Below are 22,828 nucleotides of genomic sequence, written 5' to 3' on the forward strand. Positions count from 1 at the left end.
GGCGGACAGCGTGAACCCGGCGCACGAGCAGTCGCGTTCAGAAGTCAGACGAAAGCACCCGGCCTCCCGTGCGCCCGTATCGACGCGCACGTGCCCGCCCGCTTCACCCGCCCACGTCATCCGTGCGGCCTACCGGCCCGCCGCCCGCCCCCTCCCGGCGGCCCCGAAGCGGGTGCCGCCCCGGGAAGCGCCCCCGGGAAGCGCCCCCCGCACCCGCTGCCCGGGGCGGTCCCGCAACGGCGTTACTCGTTGCGGGTGTTCTCCGGCCCCGTCAGCCGGGACAGCAGCGGCAGCGTCGCGGCGATCACGGCGAGCGCCGCGAGGATGCCGCCGGCGACGATCGCGTAGTACTCGCCGCCCGGCGGCTGGAGGGAGTAGCTCAGCTGCGCCCGCAGGAAGAGCTGGGCCGCCGCGAACCCGGTGGCGATCGCGACCGCCGCGACCGCCAGCAGCGGGACCGCGCTCTCCAGCAGCACGACCCTGCGCAGGGTGCGCAGCCGTACGCCGGTCAGCCGCAGCAGGCTGAAAGGGCGCCTGCGGTCGCTGAGCCCGCCGGCCACACTGACCGCCAGGCTGCAGCCGGCGATCGGGAAGCTCACCGCGATGACCACGTCTGCCAACTGCCGGAAGGCGTCGAGGTCGGCGGACATCCGGGTGCGCTCCTCCGCGACCGTGTAGGGCGGGTCGTCCGCCGGGTAGGCGGCGGCCAGCAGGGTGCGGGCGGTCTCGACGGCGCTGCGGGAGCCGTCGGTGGTGACGGCGATCTGCGTCACCGGCAGGTCCCGCACCTGCTCCGGGCTGCTGGTGGCAGCCGGCCAGACGGAAGGCCAGGACCTGTCGTGGTCGAGGCCGTAGCCGCCGAAGCCGGTCGGCACACGGGCGGTACGGGCGCCGGGCGGGCAGGTGCCGTAGACCGGCATCGCGGCCAGTTCTGTGCAGTCGGCGAGGGCGCCGCCGTACTCCTGCTGCGCGCCGGGTGCGGCGGCCGGGTCGGAGTGCAGGACGGTGACGCCGCCGACGCCGGGGACCGCGCGCAGTGCGGCGAGCAGGCTGCCGGACGGCTCTGCGGCGGTGCCGACGGTGCGGCCGGGGAGGTAGTCGGTGTGGTCGCTCAGCACGGTGTGGCGCACCGGCTCCGGGCTGCTGGGCAGTCCGCGCTCGTGCACCATGGCGTCGATCACGCCGACCGCCCCGGTCGTCACGCACAGCGCGAGGACCAGCCCGCTCACCGCCCGGAAGCCCGCCCGGGGGTCGTCGGCGAGCCGGCGTCCCGCGACCAGCCCCGAGGGGCGGCGGGCGCGGGCGGCCATCAGCCGGGCGCCGGCCATGGTCAGCCACGGCCCTGCCAGCACGATCCCGCCGAGCACCAGCAGGGTGCCGGGCAGGAATGCCAGTGCCTGGCCGCCGCTGGTGGCGGGGCGGCGGCCGATGAAGAAGCCGAGTTCCAGCAGGCCGGCCGCCAGCGGGATCGCCCGGGTGGCGCGCGGCGGCCGCGGGGTGGTCCGCCGGGTGACGCCGAGCGGGGAGATCTGCACCCGGCGCAGGGCGATCCGTGCGGAGACCGCCGCCGCCACGGGGACGCCGAGGGCGACCGCGAGGACGTCCGCGGTGGTCAGCGACAGGTCGGAGGTGAAGAAGGGCGTGGCGGTGAAGTCGGCCTTCGCCAGCAGCGGGCGCAGGGCCGCGTAGAGGCAGAACCCCGCGGCGACGCCCGCGGCGGCGGCGACGGTCGACTCGACCGCCGATATCACCGCGATCTGCCGGGGTGTCGCCCCGATCAGCCGCATCGCGGCGAAGCGCTGTTCGCGCCGGGCGGCCGAGAGCCGGGTGGCGGTGCCGACGAGGACCAGCACGGGGAAGATCATGGCCGCGGCGACGACGGAGAGGATCAGGACCATGCCGTTGTTGTCGGTGCCGATGTCGCAGCTGGGGCCGTTGCAGCTGCTCGGCGACCGGGTGGCGATCGCGCGGACCTGCACGGCGTGCCGCTGCCCGGCGAGTTCGGCCGGGCGGTGGCCGACGACGATGACGAGCGAGTCGGGTCCCGGCAGTGCCGCGTCGCCGATGGTTCCGGCCTGCCGGCCCGGGTAGCGGTCGGCGAGTTCACCGGCAGGGGTGTCGTGCAGCAGCGCGCTCATCGCCGGGGAGGCGTAGTACTCGCCGGGTCCCGGCAGCCGGGGCATGCCCGGCGGGACCGGCGAGGTGGGGCCGGTGGCGGCGACGTCGATACGGCCGATCAGCCTGCCCTGGAAGCCGTCGGCGCCGATCTGCCACCACAACGGATCGGCGGTGCCCGCCGGCCGCTGCTGCCCGCTGCCGTCCCGGCCGGTGTTGAGCCAGGCGTTGCGGTCGTTCTGGGTGCCGGTGGCGTTGAGCGCGGCCAGGGTGCCGAGCAGCAGGCCGGTGCCCAGCGCGACGGCCGAGGCGATGATGAGCAGGCGGACCAGGGCGTCGCGGCCGCTGCCGAGTGCCAGGCGCACTCCGAGGCGGATCACGGTCCCGTCCTTTCCAGCCGCAGCGAGGTCACCTTGCCGTCGCGCACCATGACCTCGCGGTCGGCGCAGGCGGCGACGCGCGCCTCGTGGGTGACGATGACGGCGGTCGTGCCGTTCTCCCGCACCGCGTCGACCAGTTGCTCCATCACCTGCTCGCCGGTGAGCGAGTCGAGGGACCCGGTCGGCTCGTCGGCGAACAGCACGTCGGGCCTGGCGACCATGGCGCGGGCCAGCGCGACCCGCTGGGCCTGGCCGCCGGACAGCTCGCCTGACCTGCGGCCCCCGAGGCCGTCGAGGCCGAGCCGCGGGAACCAGCCGCGGGCCTCGGCGAGCGCGGGACCCCTGCGGGTCCCGCCGAGCAGCAGCGGCATCGCGACGTTCTCCTCGGCGGTCAGCTCCGGCACGAGCTGGCCGAACTGGAAGACGAACCCGAAGCGGTCGCGGCGCAGTTCGCTGCGCTCGGGCTCGCGCATCCGGTCCACCCGGCGGCCGTCGAAGCGGACCTCGCCGCTGTCGGGCACGAGGATGCCGGCCATGCAGTGCAGCAGGGTCGACTTGCCCGAGCCGCTGGGGCCCATGACCGCCAGGATCTCGCCGGCCGCGACCGACAGGTCGGCGCCGCGCAGCGCGGGTGTCTGCCCGAAGGAGAGCACGGCGTCCCGCACCTCCAGCAGGGGCGCCTGCCCGGCGGTCATTTGCGCACCTCCTCGGCGAGCGCGCCCAGCCGGGCCTGGGTGACGTCGATCCACCGCAGGTCGGCCTCCAGGCGGAACATGCTGTGGTCGGCGAGGAGTTTGTCGATCAGCATCCCGGTGCGCTTGACCTCGGTCAGCTCGCGCATACGGGCGACGTGCGCGGTGCGCTGCAGGTCCAGGTAGGCCGACGCGTCGCGGCCGAGCATCAGCGCGAGGACGACCTTGGTGAACAGCTCGGTCTGCAGGTGCTGTTCGGTCTCGACGGGTTCCGTCAGCCACTCCTCGACCTCGGTGGCCCCGCGGTCGGTGATGACGTAGCGCTTGCGGTCGGGTCCCGCGCCCGGCTCGGTCGGGCCGACCACGACCTTGCCGTCGCGGGCGAGGCGGCCGAGCGTGGAGTAGACCTGCCCGAGCAGCAGCGGCTTGCCCGGGCTGAAGTAGGTGTCGTAGTCCCTTTTGAGGTCGTAGCCGTGGCTGGACTGGCGTTCCAGCAGCCCGAGGAGTGTCAGTGGTACGTTCACACTCCGTGTATACACTCAGTGTGCACACCGAGTCAACGTCGGTCCCGTACGCCCCGCGGCCACGGGCGGGCCCGCAACCGGGAGGCTGCGGGCCCGCGTTCTGCCGTGTCCTGCGGCTAACGGGTGCTCACGCCGGACGCCGGTCCCGCGGTCGTACGGCCGTTCTGCGTGTCCTCGCTGAAGGCGACGTTGACCGGGGCCGGTTCGCCGACGAACTCGGTCGCCGCGACCTCGCCGAGCACACCGACGTCGAGCGTGCAGGCCTCCAGCAGGGTGGCGTCACGCACGCCGTCCTGCTGGCAGATCTGCAGCGCCTTGGCCTGCAGGTCCTTGGGCAGCTGGTCGGCCCAGAAGGGCGCGGCCGGGTCGGCGGCCTGCGTCTTGTCCCCGCACACCGCGACCAGCGACTCGCTGTCCGGCACCCGCCAGCTGTCGCCGTAGACGCTGTAGAGCGTCTTGAAGTCGACCGGGATGGACAGCACCGCACCGGTGCTGGTGCGCAGCTTGTCGTTGGTGCCGGGCGCGTTGGCCAGCAGCCCGACCACCGGCTGCGGGTACGAGCCCAGGCCGACGAAGACGTCCACGTATCCGGGGTTGACGGTGGCCGTCATGCTGTCGCCCTGCGGGTCGGTCACCACGTACTGGCTGCCGGTGCGGACGATGCGGTCGCCGGAGGCCAGGGTGATCGTGCCGCCGGAGCCGAGCGAGGTGGGCGTCCCGTTGACCACCAGGCCGCGGGCGGCGCACACCGCCACCTTGTCCGCGCCCATCTGCGTGGCCACCCCGCTGTTGACGGCCGCTCCCGGCCAGCCGAGCGGGGCGCCGGAGACCTGGTTGTTCTGCACGGTCATCGCGGAGGAGCGGGCGAGGGTGAAGGTGCCCTCCGCCTGGAAGTCGTAGTAGGTGCCGCCGAAGGTCTCCAGGTGCGTGTCACCGGTGCCGTGGGCCGCGGCACAGGAGGGCGGGCTGGTCAGGATGTTGCTCTGCACGCTCTGCATGGACGGCGACGTCCCCGGCCCGTAGGCGGGCGTGCCGACGAGGTTGAGGTTGTTGGTCTCGCCGGTGTAGCCCTGGGTCAGGCACGTCGGCGCCGCGGTCGTGCCGTTGTGGGTGACCGTGCGGACGGTCAGCGTGGAGCCGGGGTTGAAGGTCGCCATCGACCCGCCGCCGTTGCCGCCGATCATGAACTCGACCGCGTTCCATGCCGCGGCCAGGCTCAGGGTGCTGTCGGCAGTCGACGCGCTCAGGGTGCCGCCGCCGGTCGACATCACCACGGTGTCCAGCGCGCTGGTCACGTTGCCCGACAGGCTCAGGCTCGCCAGGTTGGCGATGGGTTGCGAGGGGACGGCGACGGCGGAGCCGTTGCGGTAGCAGTGCACGGAGTACGTCCACCAGCCGGCGGGGCAGGCGGCGGCGTAGTTCAGGATCCAGAACTGGATGAAGGCGGAGCTGGGTCCCGTGCCGGGATTGGAGAAGATGAACTGCTCCCAGCCCTGGCAGCCGGGGTGCCCCGCGCACACCGGGCTGGTGAAGGGCGCGCTGTTGAGCTGCAGCGAGTACGAGTTGGCGACGCCGCCGCCGGTCTCGCTCGTCACACCGGAGACGGTCGCGAAGGAGCCGGTGGCGCCGTTCAGGACGCCGGAGACCCCGGCGGAGAAGTCGATGCCGTTGCCGACCACGTACGGCGTGGCCCCCGGGGTCCCGTGCCCCGCGGCGGCTCCGCTCGCCGGGGAGGTGCCGCGCGCCACCGCGGGAAGGTGCGGGCCTGCGGCGGCGCCGGCGGCCTTGGGCACGAAGGGTGCGGCCGGCGCGGTGGTGCAGCCGGTGGCGTGCCAGGCCAGCGCCGGGTAGGACGCGGTGTAGCAGCCCTTCGCCGGGGTGGCGAGCTGTGCCATGGAGCTGTGCCACTGCTGCGCCGTCAGCGGCGAGGGTGCCGTCGATCCCGCCGCCGCGCCGGTGGGGATCAGCACGATCGCCACCAGCGTGGCGAACGCGGTCGCGACGATGCCCAGCAGCCGTCTGCGGTGTCCCGGCGCCCGTAGGGTGGGACCGGATAAGGGTCTGTCCACGCTTCACCTTCTCGCAAGTCGGGGGTCACCTGGCCGGTGCCCGCGCTGCGGCGAATCGTAAGCACGCGCCCACGGTGCGTCGATGTCATGTACAGAAAAACCCGGTGATTGGCGACAAGTCGCCGGTCGCCGGAATGCCCGCCCTGCCGCCGCCGGAGGGTCCCGGCACGTCGCGGCCCTCCCCGCCCCGCAGACCCCCGCGCGCGCTGGCCGATTCGCGCCGCAGGACCGGCGCCGGCCGCCTCAGCGGAGGCGGAGGGGCCCGGGTCACGGGGGCGAACTCCCCGCGGCCCGGGCCGCCTTGCGCGGTCGCGCCGGTCAGCCGGTGACGCTCGGGGCGCCGGTCTCCAGGTGGCCGGTGAAGCGCTGGGACCAGGTCGCGTCGGCGGAGGTGGTGACGGTGAAGTCGTACCAGCCGTCGGTGTAGGCCACGGCGTTGAAGTAGTCGCGGGTACTTCCCCCGGCGGGGACCGTGTAGTTCCACGGGCCGTCGCTGCGGTAGGCGTGCGAGGTGATCGTCACCTGCACGGCGGAGGAGCCCGAGTTGGTCAGGGTGAACCACAGGGCGAGCTTGCCGGTGTGGCTCTCGACCGCGTAGGAGGTCGAGACAGCCAGGTACCTGCCCGGCTCGGCGGCGTCCCCGCGGAACCGGCACAGGAAGCGGTTGGGGCCGGTCACCGTCAGGTCGTAGACGCCGTTGCCGTAGCCCGTACCGCAGGGGAAGGAGTCGGCCGCGGTCGCACCTGCGGGCAGCGTGTACGGGCGCGGGACCCCGCGGTTGACGTTCTCGGCAGCGGCGCCGGAAGCGGGCAGGGCGCCGAGCCTGATGCCCGTACCGGCGGTGGCTGCCGCACCCAGGAACGAGCGGCGGTTCATGGCGGTCACGGGGAATTGCCTCCTGAACTCAAGGGAAGGGGGGCGCACTTGACGAGGGGCGTGAGCAACCACGGTGACTTGCGGGGTGCGGGACCGCAACGGCCGCCCGGTGAACGCCGCATGGCCGCCACCGGGCGGCCCGCTACCCGGCGGAGAAGGCGGTCAGTCGGTCCCCGGCAGCGGGGAGCGGCCGGGCGCCGGAGGCTGCGCGTCCTGCGGTACGTGCCTGGTCCGCGCCGCCCATGCGGCCACCGGGGGTCCCGCCGCGCCGAGGCCGGCGAAGAGCACGCCGAGCAGCAGCCACCCGGTGTGCCCGAGCGCCAGCACCGCCCCGGTCAGGACCACCGGCGCGAGGGCCTGGCCCGCGGTGAAGCCGATGCCGAGCAGGCCCTGGTACTGCCCCTGGGCGTGGTCGGGTGCCAGGCCGAAGCCGAGCGCGTAGCTCGCCGAGGACTCCCACACCTCCCCGACGCTGTGCACGCACACCGCCAGGACCGCGAGCAGTGCCGCGACCCAGGTGGGGACGTCGGCGGTCAGCGCCATCACCGGGCAGCTGACCAGGAAGAGGCCCCCGGCCAGGCGGAAGGCCCTGCCGCCCTGCCGGGTGGTCTCCACCGTCGCGCCGATCCGGCTCTGCAGCAGCACGCAGACACCGCTGTTGACCGCGTAGACCGCCGCGACGGTCCAGCGCGGTGCGTCGGTGTGGGCGCTGAGCCAGATCGGCAGCAGCAGCGAGACGACCTGGTACTGCAGGCCAATGGCGCTGTAGAGCCCGACGAAGGCCAGGTACGGCCGGTCGGCCAGGACCGACCACCGGCGGTGCCCGGCGGGCCGGGGCAGCGGCGGGCAGTGCGGGACGCCGGCGAGCACGACGAGGCCGGCCACGGCGAAGCTGGCGGCATTGCCGAGGATGAGCGCGGTGTAGGCGGCGCGGGTGTCGGCCTGGATGGCGAAGGCCGCGCCCAGCGTGCCGACGACGACGCCGAGGTTGACGTAGGTGCGCAGCCGCGCCCGGAAGGCGGCGGGGCGCTCGCCGCTGACCCTGGCGACCAGGGCGCCGGCCGCGGCGCCGCTCGCGGTTGCGGCCAGCCGGTCCAGGGTGGCGACGAGGGTGAAGGCGAGCCAGCCGTCGACGGCGGTGAAGGCCGCCATCGTGGCGGCCTGCAGCGCAAGCGTGACCAGCCACACCGTGCGCGGGCCGCAGCGGTCGGCCAGGTTGCCCGCGGGTATGCCGGCCGCCAGGCCGGTCAGGCCGGCGATCGTCAGGCCGGCGCCCACCTGTGCGGCGGGCAGGTGCACGACCAGGGTGAAGTAGAGGACGGCCGCGGTGTTGAACAGCCCGTTGCCGACCCGGTTGACGAAGCTCGCCGCGATCAGCGCCCGCTGCGGCCCGGGGTCCGGCCCCGCGTCCGACCCGGCGTCCCGCTCTGCGTCCGGGCCTGCGTCCGGGCCTGCGTCCGGCCCGCGGCGCCTGCGCTGCCTGGCCGTCGTCCGGATCACGCCATGCAGGCTAACAGCGCCACTCCCGCGCTGTTCTGCCAGGTCAGGGCCGCAGGCATGGCGCGGCTGCGGCGGAGCTCACGGCCCGGCGGCCGGCGCTCACAGCCAATGGCGGCGCTTGAAGAGCACGTACAGGCCGAGGACGACCACCGCCATCAGGCCGAGGGCGGCCGGATAGCCCCAGATCTGGTGCAGTTCCGGCATGTGGTCGAAGTTCATGCCGTAGACGCCGGCGATCAGGGTGGGGACCGCGGCCATCGCGGCCCAGGCGGAGATCTTCCGCATGTCGTCGTTCTGCTGGACGCCGACCTGTGTCAGATGTGCGGTCAGGATGTCGGACAGCAGGCCGTCGAGGTTCTCCGCCACCCCGTCGGCCCGCGCCAGGTGCCCCGCGACACTGCGGAAGTACGCGCTGCTGTCCGCGGGGACGAAGGGCACGCCGCTGTCCGAGAGCCGGGCCATCGGGCCGGTGAGCGGACCCGTGGCCCGGCGGATCTCCAGCACCTGGCGCTTGAAGGAGTAGATGGTCTCCGACAGCCGCGCGTCGTCGCCGCGGGCCGAGGAGAACACCTGGCCCTGCAGCTCCTCCAGGTCCACCTGGAGGTTGGCGGCGATGTCCAGGTAGTCGTCCACCACCGCGTCGCAGATGGCGTAGAGGACGGTGACCGGACCGTGCCGGGCCAGGCCCCCCGCCTCCTGGAGCCGGGAGCGCACCCCGGCCAGCACGCGGGTGTCGCCGTGCCGTACGGCGACCACGAAGGAGTCGCCGACGAAGACCACCACCTCGCTCGACGTCACGACCGCCTGCTCGCGGTCGTAGGACAGCGGGCGGACGACGGTGACCAGGACGTCGCTGTACTCCTCCATCTTCGGCCGCTGGTGCGGCTGCTGGGCGTCCTCGGCCGCCAGCGGGTGCAGCGCGAACCGGGAGGCCAGCCACGCGACCTCGTCCTCCGTCGGGTCGGCCAGGCCCACCCACAGGAAGCCCTCGTCCGCGGCCCGCAGGCCGCGCAGGGCGTCGGCGAGGTCGCCGGGCACCGGTATGCGCCGGCCGTCGCGATAGATGGCGCGGTCGATGATCACGCACTGGTCCGTTCCACGAGCGGGTCTGCCTGCGTGCCCCTGCGGCGGCTGCGGCCGGGCGGGCGGGCGACGACACGCCCGGCCCGGCGGGCACCTGCGACGTCCGGCCTGAGCCGACGATACGTCCGCGGGCCGCCGGCCGCCCGGTGCGTCCGCCACCCGGGTGACCTGGTCGGCGGGCCGGGGGCCGGGCCCTGCGCGCGCCTCCCGGCGCCCCGCCCCTGCTGCCGCACGCGCCGCAGGATTTTCCCGATGCCGCGGTCTTTGCGACCGGGCGTCGGTACGATCCGGGCCGGACCGCAATCAAGGGGGACCCTCATATGCGACACATCGTTTCTGCGGCAGCGATCCTGGCCTGTGTGCTGGGGCTCGCCGCCTGCAGCAGCAGCGACATGCGCGCCGGAAGCGGAAGCGGCGGCACGGGCGGCAGCGGCGGGAGCAGCAGCATGGGCGCGAGCAGCGGCGGCAAGGACGACGACGGGGCGTCGGGCGGCTCCGACGGCGGCGGCAGCAGCGGCTCGGTGGACGGGCGCAGCAGCAAGACCGGATCGCCGCTCGCGGGCACCGACCCCTGCTCCCTGCTCCAGCCCGCCGACGTGCCGGAGCTGAACCAGGACAGCCTGTTCAAGCCGACCGCGGCGAGCGAGGGCATCTGCAGCGGCTACGACTACGCCGTCACCATCAAGGACGTCAGCGCCGACGTCTACGACATGGAGTTCAACGGCTCGACGGTCAAGGCGCTGCCCGACATGGCCGGGCACCGGGCCGCCATGTCGCAGAACCAGATCGTCGACACCAAGAGCTGCGTCATCGTCCTCGAGGTGACCGGCGACGAGGTGGTGGACGTCACCGTCATGCACGACGAGGACCCGGCCAGGACCTGCGACATCGCCAAGAAGGCGGCCGCGGTCGTCGCGGGCCGCATCCCGGCCTGACCCCGCTCCTGCCGACTGCCCGTCCCCGCCCCCCACCATCACGGTCTGGTATCGGCGGCCGGACAACGCGATGTCGCCCAGCTACCTCCCGGGCCGCGGGGTAGACGCCTCGTGCGGCCGCAGCGGGCGGCCCGGCTGAGGGGCGGGGACATGCAGAAGTGGACCGGCCGTGCGTATCCGCTCGGGGCGACGTACGACGGCTCGGGGACGAACTTCGCGCTGTTCTCCGAGGCCGCCGACCGGGTCGAGCTGTGCCTGGTCGACCGGGGCCGGCGCGAGCGGCGGGTGGCGCTGACCGAGGTCGACGGCTTCATCTGGCACGCCTACCTGCCCGGTGTCGGCCCGGGCCAGCGCTACGGCTACCGGGTGCACGGGCCGTACGAGCCGTGGCGCGGGCAGCGCTGCAACCCGGCCAAGCTGCTGCTCGACCCGTACGCCAAGGCCATCGACGGCCAGGCGGACGGCCACGAGTCGCTGTTCGGCTACCCCTTCGGCGACCCGCAGGGCCTGAACACCGCGGACAGCCTGCGGCACACGATGCTGTCCGTGGTGACCGACCCGTCCTTCGACTGGGGCGACGACCGGCCGCCGGGGCACTCCTACCACGAGTCGGTGATCTACGAGGCGCATGTGCGCGGCCTGACGATGCTGCACCCGCAGCTGCCGGCGGAGCTGCGCGGCAGCTACGCGGGCCTTGCGCACCCGGCCGTCGTCGACCACCTGACCGGCCTCGGCGTGACCACGCTGGAGCTGATGCCGGTGCACCAGTTCGTGCAGGACGGCCACCTGCTGGACCGCGGGCTGCGCAACTACTGGGGCTACAACACCATCGGCTTCTTCGCCCCGCACAACGCCTACGCCTCCTCCCGCGGCAGGGGCAGCCAGGTCACCGAGTTCAAGTCGATGGTCAAGGCCCTGCACGCGGCCGGCATCGAGGTGATCCTCGACGTGGTCTACAACCACACAGCCGAGGGCAACCACCTCGGCCCGACCCTGTCGATGCGCGGCATCGACAACGCCTCCTACTACCGGCTGGTGGACGACGACCCGGCGCACTACTTCGACACCACCGGCACCGGCAACTCGCTGCTGATGCGCAGCCCCCACGTGCTGCAGCTGATCATGGACAGTCTGCGCTACTGGGTCACCGAGATGCACGTGGACGGCTTCCGCTTCGACCTGGCGGCCACCCTGGCCCGGCAGTTCCACGAGGTGGACCGGCTGTCCGCCTTCTTCGACCTGGTCCAGCAGGACCCGGTGGTCAGCCGGGTCAAGCTGATCGCCGAACCGTGGGACGTCGGCGAGGGCGGCTACCAGGTGGGCAACTTCCCGCCGCTGTGGAGCGAGTGGAACGGCCGCTACCGCGACACCGTGCGCGACTTCTGGCGCGGCGAGAACTCCACCCTGCCCGACCTCGCCTCCCGGCTGACCGGCTCCTCCGACCTCTACCAGGACGACAGCCGCCGCCCCCGGGCCGGCGTCAACTTCGTGACCTGCCACGACGGTTTCACGCTGCGCGACCTGGTCTCGTACAACGACAAGCACAACGAGGCCAACGGCGAGGACAACCGGGACGGCGAGAGCCACAACCGGTCGTGGAACTGCGGCACCGAGGGCGACACCGACGACCCGGACGTGCTGGACCTGCGCGCCCGCCAGCAGCGCAACCTGCTCACCACCCTGCTGATCTCGCAGGGCGTCCCGATGATCAGCCAGGGCGACGAGTTCGGCCGCACCCAGCACGGCAACAACAACGCCTACTGCCAGGACGGCGAGGTGTCCTGGACGCACTGGGACCTGGACGCCGGGCAGCGCGAACTCCTCGACTTCACCCGGCGGTTGATCGCCCTGCGGCGCGACCACCCGGTCTTCAGGCGGCGCCGCTTCCTGCGCGGCGACACCGCGGGGCCGGGTCTCGGGGACGCAATGTGGCTGACGCCCGCCGGCCGCACCATGGAGCAGGCCGACTGGCACCGCGCCGACGCCCACGCGGTCGCGCTCTTCCTGCGCGGCGACGCCATATCCGAACCCGGCCCGCGGGGCGGCAGGATCGTGGACGACTCCTTCATGGTCCTGCTCAACAGCCACCACGAGCCGGTCGAGTTCACCCTGCCGGGCCGGGCCTACGCGGACGCGTGGCAGGTCGCGGTGGACACCGCGACCGGTGCCGAGACCGCCGACGAGACCGAGGTCAAGGCGGGCGGGACGCTGGTCGTGCCGCCCCGCGCCACCCTGATCCTCATCAGCCCGCGCCGCCAGGCCGGCCTCGTACGCCGCGCCCTGACAGCCGCCGGGCTCCCGCGCAGGCCCCGCTAGCAGGGCCTGCCGGCCTTACGCCAGGCCGAACTTCTGGGCGCCCGAGCTGTTGCAGTCCCAGATCTGCAGCCGGGTGCCGTTGGCGGTGGCACCCGACGGCGAGTCGATGCACCGGCCCGTCGTCGGGTTGGACATCGAACCGTCGGCGTTCGCGACCCAGTTCTGGTAGCCGCCGCCGTTGCAGGTGGCCAACTGGAGCTTGGTTCCCGCAGCGTTGACGCCGCCTGCGATGTCCAGGCACTTGCCCAGCGTGCGCAGCGTCTGGCCGCTCCAGGTCCACTTCTGGTCCAGCGAGGTGGCCTGCTGGCAGTCCCACAGCTGCACCGCGCTGCCGTCGCCGCCGGTGTCGTCACCCGCGACGTCCACGCACTTGCCGCCGGGGCCGTAGATCGGGGTGCCGATGGCGAAGACCTGCGCGCCTGAGCTGTTGCAGTCCCAGATCTGCAGCCGGGTGCCGTTGGCGGTGGCGCCCGACGGCGAGTCGATGCACCGGCCGCTGGTCGGGTTGCGCAGCGAACCGTCGGTCTGCCGCACCCAGTTCTGGTAGCCGCCGGTGTTGCAGGTGGCCAGTTGGAGCTTCGTGCCGGCTGCGCTGTTGCCGCCGGCGATGTCCAGGCACTTGCCCAGCGTCTGCAGGGTCTGGCCGTTCCACGTCCAGTGCTGGTCCTTGGCGCCGGACTGGCAGTCCCACAACTGCACCGCGGTGCCGTCACCGCCGGTGTCGTCACCCGCGACGTCCACGCACTTGCCGCCGGGGCCGGTGATCGTCTGGCCGCTCACCGAGCCGCCGCCGCCCCCGGAGCCCGGTCCCTTGTTGTAGACCGCGACCGAGTCGACGACGAGCTTGCCGCCGGAGACCGTCGCCGAGTTGGGGCCGCCGCCGAAGGCGTCGGGGAAGCCGCCGCCGATGGCCAGGTCGTAGATGATGAAGAAGGGGTGGTCGATCGCGTTGGACCAGGTCGTCGCGTCCACCTGGCTGGCGCTGACGGTGAAGAAGTTGTTCCCGTCGAGGTAGAAGCGGATCTGCTCCGGCGAGACCGAGCGGTCGATCTCCGCCGCGTAGTCATGGAACCCGGTCTGGCAGCCGGAACACGCGCGCTCGCCGGAGCCGATGCCCGTCGACTCGTTGCACGGCCCGCCCGGGCTCACCCCGCAGTGGATGGTGCTGAAGTCGGAACTGCGGCCGTTGATGTCCTCCATGATGTCGATCTCGCCGGACGTCGGCCAGGTCACGCCGCTGCGCAGGGGTGCGCCGAGCATCCAGAAGGCCGGCCAGTAGCCCGCCCCGTTGGCGGTGCTGACGTTGGGCTGCTGCAGCACGGACTCGATGCGTACGACACCGCCGGCCGGGGCGCCGAAGGTCGCCGCCTGGGTCTCCACGCGGCCCGACGTCCACCCGCTGCGCGGGTCGGAACCGGAGTGCAGGGCCTGCAGCACCAGGTGGCCCTGGCCGTCGTAGTACACGTTCGACGTGCTGCTGGTCATGGTCTCGATCTCACCGGTGCCGAAGGTGCTGCCGGGACCGGTGTCGTACTTCCACAGGCCCTGGTCGATGCCGGTGCCGGACGCACCGTTGAAGTCGTCGCTCCAGGTGAGGGTGAATCCCGACGGCGCCGGCGGCACCGCCGCCCCCGCGTCCGGTGCCACGGCGGCGGCGACCGCCACCGTGAGGGCGAGAGCGGGAAGCGCTGAGAGCGCTCTCTTCCACGCGCCGCGCCGTGCCCCTGCAAAATTCACGCGCATATGTCCGATCCTCCGGAGGTACGTCAGCCCGCCGTGCGGGATGGGTGTGTCATGTACACAGCTTGGAGATCGCCGGGGCTTTCGACAAGAGATCGGCGGGCAGGACACAGCGAGTCGGCGGCACCCCAGCGGGTATCCGCGGACCCCCACCGCGGGCAGATCCCGGCGGCGGCTCCGGTGACGGACGTCACGTCATTCGATGCGTGAGCATATACCTGCTCGTGCAAGTATTATGAACGGCAGGAACCAGCAGCCCTTCCCCCGGAGACCCCCCATGTCCAAGCTGTTCGAGCCGTACACCCTTCGGTCGCTGACCACGCGCAACCGCGTCTGGATGGCCTCGATGTGCCAGTACAGCGCCGCGCCCACCGGGGCGGACACCGGCACCGCGAACGACTGGCACTTCACGCACCTCGCCTCGCGGGCGGCCGGCGGCACCGGGCTGATCCTCACCGAGGCCACTGCGGTCAGCCCCGAGGGCCGCATCACCCCCTACGACCTCGGCATCTGGAACGACACGCAGGTCGCGGCCTTCCGCCGGGTGACCGCCTTCCTCAAGGGGCAGGGCACCGTCACCGGTATCCAGCTCGCCCACGCCGGCCGCAAGGCGTCCACCGAGCGCACCTGGGTGGACCGCGGCGCACCGATCCCGCCCGACGCGCCGCTCGGCTGGACACCGGTCGGCCCGAGCCCGGTCCCCTTCGCGCCTGCCTCGACCGTGCCCGAGGAGCTGACCGAGGACGGCATACGGGAGATCGTCGAGCAGTTCGCCGGCGCCGCCCGCAGGGCGCTGGCCGCCGGCTTCCAGGTCGTGGAGATCCACGGCGCCCACGGCTACCTGCTGCACCAGTTCCTCTCCCCCTACACCAACCGCCGCACCGACGCCTACGGCGGCTCCTTCGCGAACCGCACCCGCTTCCCGCTGGAGGTGGTCGAGGCGGTGCGCGCGGTCTGGCCGCAGGACCTGCCGGTGCTCTACCGGATCTCGGCCACCGACTGGCTCAGCGAGAACGCCGACGACGACCGCGAGGGCTGGACGGGCGACGACACCGTGGCCTTCGCCAAGGAGCTGGCCGCCCGCGGGGTGGACCTGATGGACGTCTCGACCGGCGGCAACGCCCCCGACGCCCGCATCCCGGCGGCTCCCGGCTTCCAGGTGCCCTTCGCCGAGCGGGTGCGCGAGGAGGCCGGCATGCCGGTGGCCGCGGTCGGTCTGATCACCGGGGCGGCGCAGGCCGAGGACATCGTGGCCTCGGGCCGCGCCGACGCTGTGCTGCTGGCCCGCCAGCTGCTGCGCGACCCGTACTTCGCCCGGCACGCGGCGGAGGAGCTGGGCGCCGAGCCGTACGTGCCGCAGCAGTACCACCGCTCCTAGGGCGCCGTCACCGCCCCGGGGCGCCGTCCTCCTTGGTGAAGTAGATGCCCGAGTCGCACGTCGAGTCCGCGTAGTCGCTGATGCACAGCATGAGCCTCCCCGACTTCTTGCGGACGTCGACGTCGACCGAGCATGCGCTGCTCTGCCTCCCCCGGCCCGCGGGGAAGGCCAGCACCAACTGCGTGCCCGATCCCGCGGCCGGGGACGTCAGCCCGTGCTCGTCGTAGAACTCCCAGCCCCCGTCGTCCAGTTCGCCCGTGCAGTCGGGATAGGCGGACGCGTCGACCTTCAGCCCGGTGGCCGAGAAGGACTGGGGGGTCCTCTCGATCGTCAGCGCGGCCCCCTTCCCCGACGTCCAGGTGCCGGCCAGCCCGTCCCCGTCGATCCTCGCCGACGAGCCCGAGTCGGAGCAGGCCGCGAGGAGGACGGCGCACGCGGCCAGCACACAGGCGACCCGCACACGGGGGACACGCTTCACCGGATCACACTCCTCCCACTCGGCCTACTTGATGTTGACGCATGCCAGCGGCAGCTGTTCCGTCCAGTCGAACGTGATGTTCTGCAGATGGCCGGGACCGCGGAGCCACGAGTCCCAACTTCGGGGGACGATATGGGTGAAGGAGTACCAGTCCGCGGGGTTCTCGATGTGGAAGTGGATCTTCACGACCCCGGGGGCCGCGTCGCCGCCCGGAACGATGTTGGCGTAGCCCTTGTAGCTGCCGAGGAAGGACTTCGCCGAGTTCTTGTGGCCGAGATGTCCCCTGGTGGTCGCACCCAGCAGGTCCGAGGCCGCACCGCGGATGTTGTTGAGCGCTCCGCGGGGGGTGTACCAGGGGTGGCCCGGGTCGGGACCGGTGTCCGCGTAGTCGATGGTGACCTGTTCCTTCCGCGGGCCGACGAACGCATCGGCGGCGATTTTGATCAGCTGGTTCCGCGCCCGGACGATCGGGTCGTCCTCCGCCAGCACCTTGGTGAGCAGGTCACCGCCGTAGTAGTACTCGTCGCCCTCAAGGCCCCACAGCCAGGCCACACCGGCGTCGAAGGCGTCGTTGTACTGGTGGGTCGCCCGCGTGTCGGGGATGATCCCGAGGATCGGGTCCAGGGGTGTCGTGCCGGTCGGTACGCACGTGCCGCCGCAGTCGCGTGCGTCGCGCTGCTCCTCGATCGTCGCTTCCGGGTTCTGGTTGACGGTGCTCGGCGAGCACTCGGTGTGCACGCAGTCGCCCATCTGGGTCGCCTCCGCACTGCAGTCGGTGCTGCAGGTGTTGCCGTGCTCGTCGCACCCCTCGTGGCCGTTGCGGCACGTGTACGTCCCCGTGGGGTCGTTGTAGGTGGTGGGGTTGTCGGCGCTGTAGGCGTAGCCGCCGATGGTCTGGGGCTGGTCGAGGGTCAGGAGCGGGTCGACGCTGATGAAGCGGCCGGTGGTGGGGTCGTAGTCGCGGGCGCCGATGTGGGTGAAGCCGGTGGTGGGGTCGGTGTCGCCGCCTACGAAGCCCTTCTGGCCGGGCCAGACGGCGGGGGCGGTGCCGCGGGCGGCGCCGTAGGGCAGCGTCTTGCGGCGGTTGAAGGCGAGGTTGGCGGCGCTGATGGACAGGGTGTTGGTGCCGTGCGGGTCGGCGACGAGCAGGCGGACCTTGCCGTCGGTGCTGGTGCGGACGGCGGTGCCGCCGGGGACGCTGTAGTAACGGGTGCCGGTGACCGCGCCGGTGGCCTTGGTCAGGGTGAGTTCCTGGCCGCCGGGGAGGTAGAGCGTGGTGGCGGCGGGCTCGCGTTTGACCAGGCGGGTGCCTGCCGTGTCGTAGAGGAAGCTGGTGGTGCCGGCTCCGGCGGTGGTGGAGGTGGCGAGACTGCCCTCGGGGGTCCAGGTGAGGTCCTGCGCCGGGCCTGCCGAGGGTGCCTGCTGGGTGAGATGGCCTGCGGCGTCGTACTGGTAGCCGGTGGCGGTGGTGATGCCCGCGCTGGTGGTGGTGACGGTGCGGACGGCGTGCGGCTGGGCGGCGCCGGCGGTGGTCGGGTAGGTGTAGGTGCTGGTGGCGTCGGCGGTGACCGGGCCTGCCTTGTGCCGGGTCTCGGCCGCCCGGTCGTTGCTGTCGGTGAAGGTCCAGTTGGTCCAGTACGGGTCCGTGGTGCCGAGGTTGGGGGCGCCGGTGCCGTTGGCGGACTTCGTGGCGCAGCCGTCGCCGGTGGTCCAGGCGTCGGTGAGGCGCCGTGCCCAGTCGTAGGCGTAGCACTGGTCGTCCACGACGGTACCGTCGTTCTGGTCGTCGCGGGCGCGGGTGAGGTTGCCCGCGGTGTCGTAGGTGTACTTGACGTTGGACAGCGTCTGCGGTCCTGAGGTCTCGCGGTCGACGACGCTGGTGGCCAGCCGGCGGGTGATCGTCTCGTAGGTGAGGGTCTGGACGACGAGGGTGCCGAGGTTGCCCAGCTGGGCCTGGGCGAGTTCGCCGAACTCGGTGTAGCTGGCGCCGCGCAGGTAGGCCTGGTTGAGGGTCCCGTCGACGAGGGCCAGCTGGTCCTGTGCGACGTAGTGGTCGGTCACGGTCTCGGCGGGCAGGGCGGTGGTGGCGTTGGTGTTGCCGGTGCTGTACGCGGTCGTCAGGGGCAGGCCGTTGACGGGGGTGCTGGTGGTGGCCGTCGTGTAGGTGCCGGCGAGTTTCTCCTCGCCCGCCACGGACGGGACGGTCAGCGTGCTGCCGGTCGGCCGGCCCGCGGCGTCGTATCCGGTGACCTTGGTGGTGTAGGCCGCGGCCGGTGTGACGCCGGTGTCGTAGCGGGTGGTCGTGGCGGTCAGTCCGAGTCCGTGAGGCGCCGTGTCGTAGGTCCACTCGGCGAGCTTGGGGCCGGTGGCGCTTCCGGTGCGCAGGCTGGTCTGGCGGCCCAGGACGTCGTAGGTGCGGGCCAGGGTGATACCGCGGGCGTCGGTGGTGGTGGCCACCCGGCCGTCGGTGCCGTAGGTGGTGCTGGAGGCGCCCGCGTCGGGGTCGCCGGCGGCGGTCTGGCGTCCGCGCAGGTCGAAGGTGTACGTCCAGGTGTTGCGGCCGGAGTTGTCGGTGACCTCGGTCAGCCGGTCGGCGCTGTCGTAGGCGTAGGTGGTCCTCTCGTACTGGCTGCGGGCGGCGCCGATGACGGGGTTGCGGTCCTTGTACTCGCGCCGCTCGACGGTGCGGCCGTGGATGTCGTCGATCGCCAGTGTCGGGGTGTCGCCGGCGAGGGGCAGGGTCGCCGTCCATGTGTCGCCGTACGTGGTGGTGGTGCGCCACTTCTCGACGTTCAGCGACAGCGTGACGACGGCGGTGGGACGGCCGCGGCCGTCGTACTCGGTCTCGGTGGCGCTGGGCACCTGGTTGTCGGGGACGGTGAACATCACGCTGCTGACCGCGCTGCTGTTGTAGTACGCGTTGTTCGTCCGGTAACCGCGGCCGAGGGTGTCGTAGAAGGTGTCGGTGATGGTCCTGCCGGTGATCCCGATGGCGTCCGCCTGCGTCTGGCGCGGGCGCAGCAGCGAGTCGTACCACGTGGTCGAGGTGCCCCAGGTGCCGTTCTCGTAGCGCCGCTTGGTCGTCACGGCCGTGGGCACCGTGTTGGACAGGGCGTAGATGTAGGTGACGTTGGGGTCGGCGCTCGCGGCGCGTCCCGGACTCCAGCCCTTGGTGACGCGGCCGAGGCTGTCGTACTGCAGCGTCGTGGTGTTCCCGTTGGCGTCGGTCGTGGTCAGCGGCAGCCCGCGCAACCCGTCCTGGGTGGTGACGGTCTGGTGGTGCGCCGGGTCGGTGACGGTGACGGACGTGGGCTGGGCGCCGGTCGACGGTGAGTAGGCGGTGGTGGTGGCCTGCCCGTCCTGGCCGCTCGCCGACACCGCCCGACCGTAGGAGTCGTAGTCCGACTGCGAGACGGTGTCCCAGGTGAGGGTGTGCGCGCCGCCGTCCAGGGCCACCGCCTGCTCGACCCTGACGCTGTCCGCCTTGCCCGGGTCGGGCGCCTCGCCGAACGCCTTGCCGCCGTAGTACGTGCGGGTGCCGCCGGTGACGTCGTCGCCGTAGAGGAAGTGGTCGCAGCTGGCGGCGCTGAGCGTGGTGGACTCGGCCGCGTAGGAGATCAGCCAGTTCGCGGTGTCGGGGGTGACGTAACTGGTGTGCGTGCAGCGGCTGTCGTTCGGGACGGCCGGGTCGCCGGCGTCGGCCTCCGCGGTGAGCAGGCCGTAGACCGGGTCGTAGGTGCGGCTGACGACATCGTCGCGCCAGCTGCCGTCGTCCATGAGCGTGCCGGCGGTCTCGGTGGCGGTCCCGGAGAAGTGCGCCGTCCTGGCCGGGAGCGCCGGACCCGGAACGGTGGGCTTGTCCGGGTCGGTGATGCCGGTGACGGACTGCGTGGCGGTGGCGTCGGACTGCCAGGGGACGTACGTGGTCCTGGCGACGACCTTGCCGTTCTCCTTGTCGTAGGTGCGGGTCTGGGCCGGGCGGCCGGCGAAGTCCTCGCGGTCGGGCACGCCGTTGACGAACATCTGCGGGCGGGGGCTGCCGTCGGCCATGGTGTCGCCGTACATGCCGGTGAAGTAACTGGTCTCGCTCTGCGTGCGGTTGGTGGCACCGACCAGGGTGCGCACCGTGCTGTAACCGCGGAAGTCGCTCCAGGTGCGCTGCTTGTCCACGGTGAACTCGCCGGTGTCGCGCCGCCAGTTCGGCCCGCCGCTGTACTGGTAGGTGGTGGTCTTGGACGCCGAGCCGCTGCCGGCCGTGGTGTCGTCCTCGACGACCTGCGTGACGACGTACTTGTGGAACCAGTCCTTGACCGGGTCGACCGCGCCGTCGGGTGTCCACCACACCGGGTAGCAGCGCCGGTTGTTGGTGTCCTGCGCGGTGGGCAGCGAGGCAGGCGTGCAGTCGGCCGGGCTGTAGGTGACCAGGGTCTGCCCGCCGGTCTCGTTGGTGATCTTCGTCAGCCGGTACTTGTACAGCGGCGGACGGCCCTCGGCCGCGTTGACCCGGTTGGCCATCGGCACACCGTCGTTGCCGAAGGTCGTCTTGGGCATCGTGATGTCGGCCAGCGCCCCGGCCTTGGCGGTGTGCTGGATGGAGTCCAGCCACAGGGTGGGGCTCGATGTGTCGCCGGTCGGCGGGAAGGACTGGCCCAGGGTCCAGGTGTCGACCGGTGTCATCGTGCTGCCGGACAGCGCGAAGGTGTTGATGTCGGTCAGCCGCTTGCGGGACCAGAACGTCGGGCTGCTCTGCAGGCAGCTGGTCGTGGTGGCGGTGCAGTCCAGGTCCACCGGCACGTCGGGCCAGTTGGCCGCATGGTCGTGGTCGAAGGTGGTGCACGAGGTCAGGCAGCGCTCGGCGACCCCGAAGGTGACGCGGCCCGCAGGGTTGGCCGTGCTGTAGACGGCACCGGCGCGCAGCCCGTAGTCGATGTGGTTGAGGTAGCCGCCCCGGGTGTACTTCACCGGCTTGTCGGCCTTCATGTTCTCGGCGTAGTAGCCGGATTCCTTGGTGTAGTACATCGCCATGGCGTTGCCGTGCGGGTCGACCACGTAGTCGAGGTTCCAGCGCCAGGCCTGGTTGGCGGCCGAGGACGCGAAGTCGGAGGCGTGGCCCGGCTCCCCGGTGTGGTTGCCGAAGACCGGGACGGTGAAGACGGAGTTCGTCTCGGCGTCGCCGTCGCTCCAGCCCGGCAGCCGGTTCTTGCCGAACCAGTACTGCGTGCCGTCCTTGGTCGTCACCCGCCAGTACTCGTCGTCGTCATCGCCGGCGCCCGCCGCCGCGTTGGGGGTGGGGCTGAAGATCTGCTCGACCCGTGAGCCGTCGTCGGTGGCGATCCGCCACACCTTCTTGCCCGCGTCCCACACCAGGGCGCTGGCGGACCCGTTGAGCGACAGCGTCGCGTTCTGCGACTTCCAGCACAGGTCGCCGACCTTCGCGGTGTTGTTGCCGCCCTGCTTGTCGTTCTCGCACGAGGCGTAGGTGCGCTCGATGAAGCCCTGGGAGTAGTCCCAGCCCTCACCGATCCAGGAGGACTGGTTGTTGGTCGAGGCCGTACGGCCGTCGACGCCGGAGGAGTTGTACGTCAGCTCCACCTTGGGCGCGAGCCCTCCGGGCACCGGCGGGGCGGTCAGCGGCACGCTCCAGGCGAACCCGCCCGAGTTGCCGCCCACCGACCAGGAGCCCGCCGGGGCGAGCGAGGTGGCCTTGAAGGAGCCGTCGGAGCCGCTGTCGCCCGCGGTGGCGGCCAGCACGGTGGCGCCGGCCTGTTGCGCGGCGGGCAGGCTCACTGTCGCGGTCAGCGTGTGGGACGCGGTGTCGTTGGCGGTGGGCAGCGCGGTGGCGGTGCGGCACTCGGCGGCGCCCGGGGTGGTCAGGGCGCAGGCCGGCAGGACCGCCAGGTGCAGCCGCGAGGACCAGTCGGCGCCGTAGGCGTCGCGGAAGGACGAGTAGTCGACCTGGACCTGGGTGGGAACCGCGGCGGGTGCGCCGTCGGTCCGCGCGATCGAGACCACGATCCCGTCGACGCCGGCCCGCTCGGCCGTGGCGCGGTCGGCCACCGACACGCGGGCACGGGCTGCCGAACCGGCCGTGTCCTGCGCGGCCCCGGACGCGCCGGCGCTGCGTCCGAGCCGGACCGGGAGGGCGCCGGCCGCGGACAGCGGCCATGCCGCTGTACCGCCCCGCGCGCCGGGCAGACCGACGTCCGCCTGGCCGGCGGACGGCCAGCGCACCGTGCCCGGGGACCAGTTGTGCACGGCGGGCGCCGACTGCTTCTCCTGGACCGGCAGATCGCCGCCGCTGACGGAGGTGGCTTTCTGCGCGGCGCGCACCGAGAAACCGGGCGCGGCAGCCGCCCATGCCGGTGCGGCGAGCAGGGAAATCCCCAACGCCGACGAAAGAACTGCGGCCGTGAACCCGCGGCGGCTTTCCCACCGCGCACGAAGCCCTACCCGAGAGGGGAACAGGCCCAACCAACGCCGACTCGAAGTCACGCCCCACCCCAAGAAAACCTAAGCCGCGAGTAAAGTCATGCGGATCCAACCCGACACCTGCACCGCCCACAAGCCTTTTCCGTGAGATGACGTAATTACGCCTTCCACCCTCCCGCAAGAGGCCGCATAGGTTCCACTCCACCAGGCATGATTCGGACTTGCGCATTCCACTTGCCACACCTCGACGGGCACCGCGAGACCGGCTTCGATGAACTCCTAGGTGAAAAGACAGCCCGTCGAATAGCCTGCC

13 protein-coding genes are annotated in these 22,828 nt (G+C 72.3%); 3 read left to right on the plus strand and 10 right to left on the minus strand.

Annotated elements, in window-relative coordinates; genetic code table 11:
* Positions 1-242: 242 nt before the first annotated feature.
* The 7 genes from JT723_RS19380 to JT723_RS19410 all read right to left on the minus strand — a co-directional run bounded on the left by JT723_RS19380 (position 243) and on the right by JT723_RS19410 (position 9,239).
* On the minus strand, positions 243-2,495 hold the full coding sequence (locus tag JT723_RS19380) for an FtsX-like permease family protein (RefSeq protein WP_205045945.1): 2,253 nt from the start codon (positions 2,493-2,495) through the stop codon (positions 243-245).
* Complete coding sequence (locus tag JT723_RS19385) at positions 2,492-3,190, minus strand: ABC transporter ATP-binding protein (RefSeq protein WP_205045946.1); 699 nt, start codon at positions 3,188-3,190, stop codon at positions 2,492-2,494. Before JT723_RS19385 ends, JT723_RS19380 begins: the two co-directional genes overlap by 4 nt.
* Positions 3,187-3,711, minus strand: a complete 525-nt coding sequence (locus JT723_RS19390) for a PadR family transcriptional regulator (RefSeq protein WP_205045947.1) — start codon at positions 3,709-3,711, stop codon at positions 3,187-3,189. Before JT723_RS19390 ends, JT723_RS19385 begins: the two co-directional genes overlap by 4 nt.
* A 116-nt stretch (positions 3,712-3,827) precedes the next feature.
* Entirely contained in the window at positions 3,828-5,780 is a 1,953-nt protein-coding gene (locus JT723_RS19395; protein ID WP_205045948.1) for a hypothetical protein, read from the minus strand.
* Positions 5,781-6,098: 318 nt separating this feature from the next.
* The gene (locus JT723_RS19400; protein WP_205046014.1) at positions 6,099-6,656 is read right to left on the minus strand and encodes a phospholipase domain-containing protein; all 558 of its coding nucleotides are present in this window, start codon (positions 6,654-6,656) and stop codon (positions 6,099-6,101) included.
* Between the two features lie 162 nt (positions 6,657-6,818).
* The gene (locus JT723_RS19405) at positions 6,819-8,156 is read right to left on the minus strand and encodes an MFS transporter (protein WP_251512626.1); all 1,338 of its coding nucleotides are present in this window, start codon (positions 8,154-8,156) and stop codon (positions 6,819-6,821) included.
* A 99-nt stretch (positions 8,157-8,255) separates the two neighbouring features.
* Positions 8,256-9,239 (minus strand): magnesium and cobalt transport protein CorA, encoded by a 984-nt coding sequence (locus JT723_RS19410; protein WP_205045949.1) that lies wholly within the window; start codon positions 9,237-9,239, stop codon positions 8,256-8,258.
* A gap of 320 nt (positions 9,240-9,559) precedes the next feature.
* Between JT723_RS19410 and JT723_RS19415 the strand changes: the two genes are divergently transcribed.
* The gene (locus JT723_RS19415) at positions 9,560-10,174 is read left to right on the plus strand and encodes a DUF3558 domain-containing protein (protein ID WP_240165855.1); all 615 of its coding nucleotides are present in this window, start codon (positions 9,560-9,562) and stop codon (positions 10,172-10,174) included.
* A gap of 150 nt (positions 10,175-10,324) precedes the next feature.
* On the plus strand, positions 10,325-12,490 hold the full coding sequence (gene glgX, locus JT723_RS19420) for a glycogen debranching protein GlgX (RefSeq protein WP_205045950.1): 2,166 nt from the start codon (positions 10,325-10,327) through the stop codon (positions 12,488-12,490).
* Positions 12,491-12,505: 15 nt separating this feature from the next.
* Here the strand turns inward: glgX and JT723_RS19425 are convergent, their stop codons facing one another.
* The gene (locus JT723_RS19425) at positions 12,506-14,233 is read right to left on the minus strand and encodes a ricin-type beta-trefoil lectin domain protein (RefSeq protein WP_205045951.1); all 1,728 of its coding nucleotides are present in this window, start codon (positions 14,231-14,233) and stop codon (positions 12,506-12,508) included.
* A gap of 274 nt (positions 14,234-14,507) precedes the next feature.
* Here JT723_RS19425 and JT723_RS19430 point away from each other — a divergent pair, with 274 nt between their 5' ends.
* Positions 14,508-15,608 carry an NADH:flavin oxidoreductase/NADH oxidase gene (locus tag JT723_RS19430; RefSeq protein WP_205045952.1) on the plus strand — a complete coding sequence of 367 codons (1,101 nt, stop codon included), beginning with the start codon at positions 14,508-14,510 and terminating at the stop codon, positions 15,606-15,608.
* A gap of 7 nt (positions 15,609-15,615) precedes the next feature.
* Here the strand turns inward: JT723_RS19430 and JT723_RS19435 are convergent, their stop codons facing one another.
* Both JT723_RS19435 and JT723_RS19440 read right to left on the minus strand, forming a co-directional pair.
* Positions 15,616-16,086, minus strand: coding sequence for a hypothetical protein (locus JT723_RS19435; protein WP_205045953.1), 471 nt, complete (start codon positions 16,084-16,086; stop codon positions 15,616-15,618).
* Positions 16,087-16,110: 24 nt separating this feature from the next.
* Complete coding sequence (locus JT723_RS19440) at positions 16,111-22,473, minus strand: RHS repeat-associated core domain-containing protein (RefSeq protein ID WP_205045954.1); 6,363 nt, start codon at positions 22,471-22,473, stop codon at positions 16,111-16,113.
* Between the last annotated feature and the right edge of the window lie 355 nt (positions 22,474-22,828).

Origin of the sequence: Actinacidiphila bryophytorum, from assembly GCF_016916835.1 — a bacterium.
In the GTDB taxonomy this organism is placed as follows: Bacteria; Actinomycetota; Actinomycetes; order Streptomycetales; family Streptomycetaceae; genus Actinacidiphila; species Actinacidiphila bryophytorum.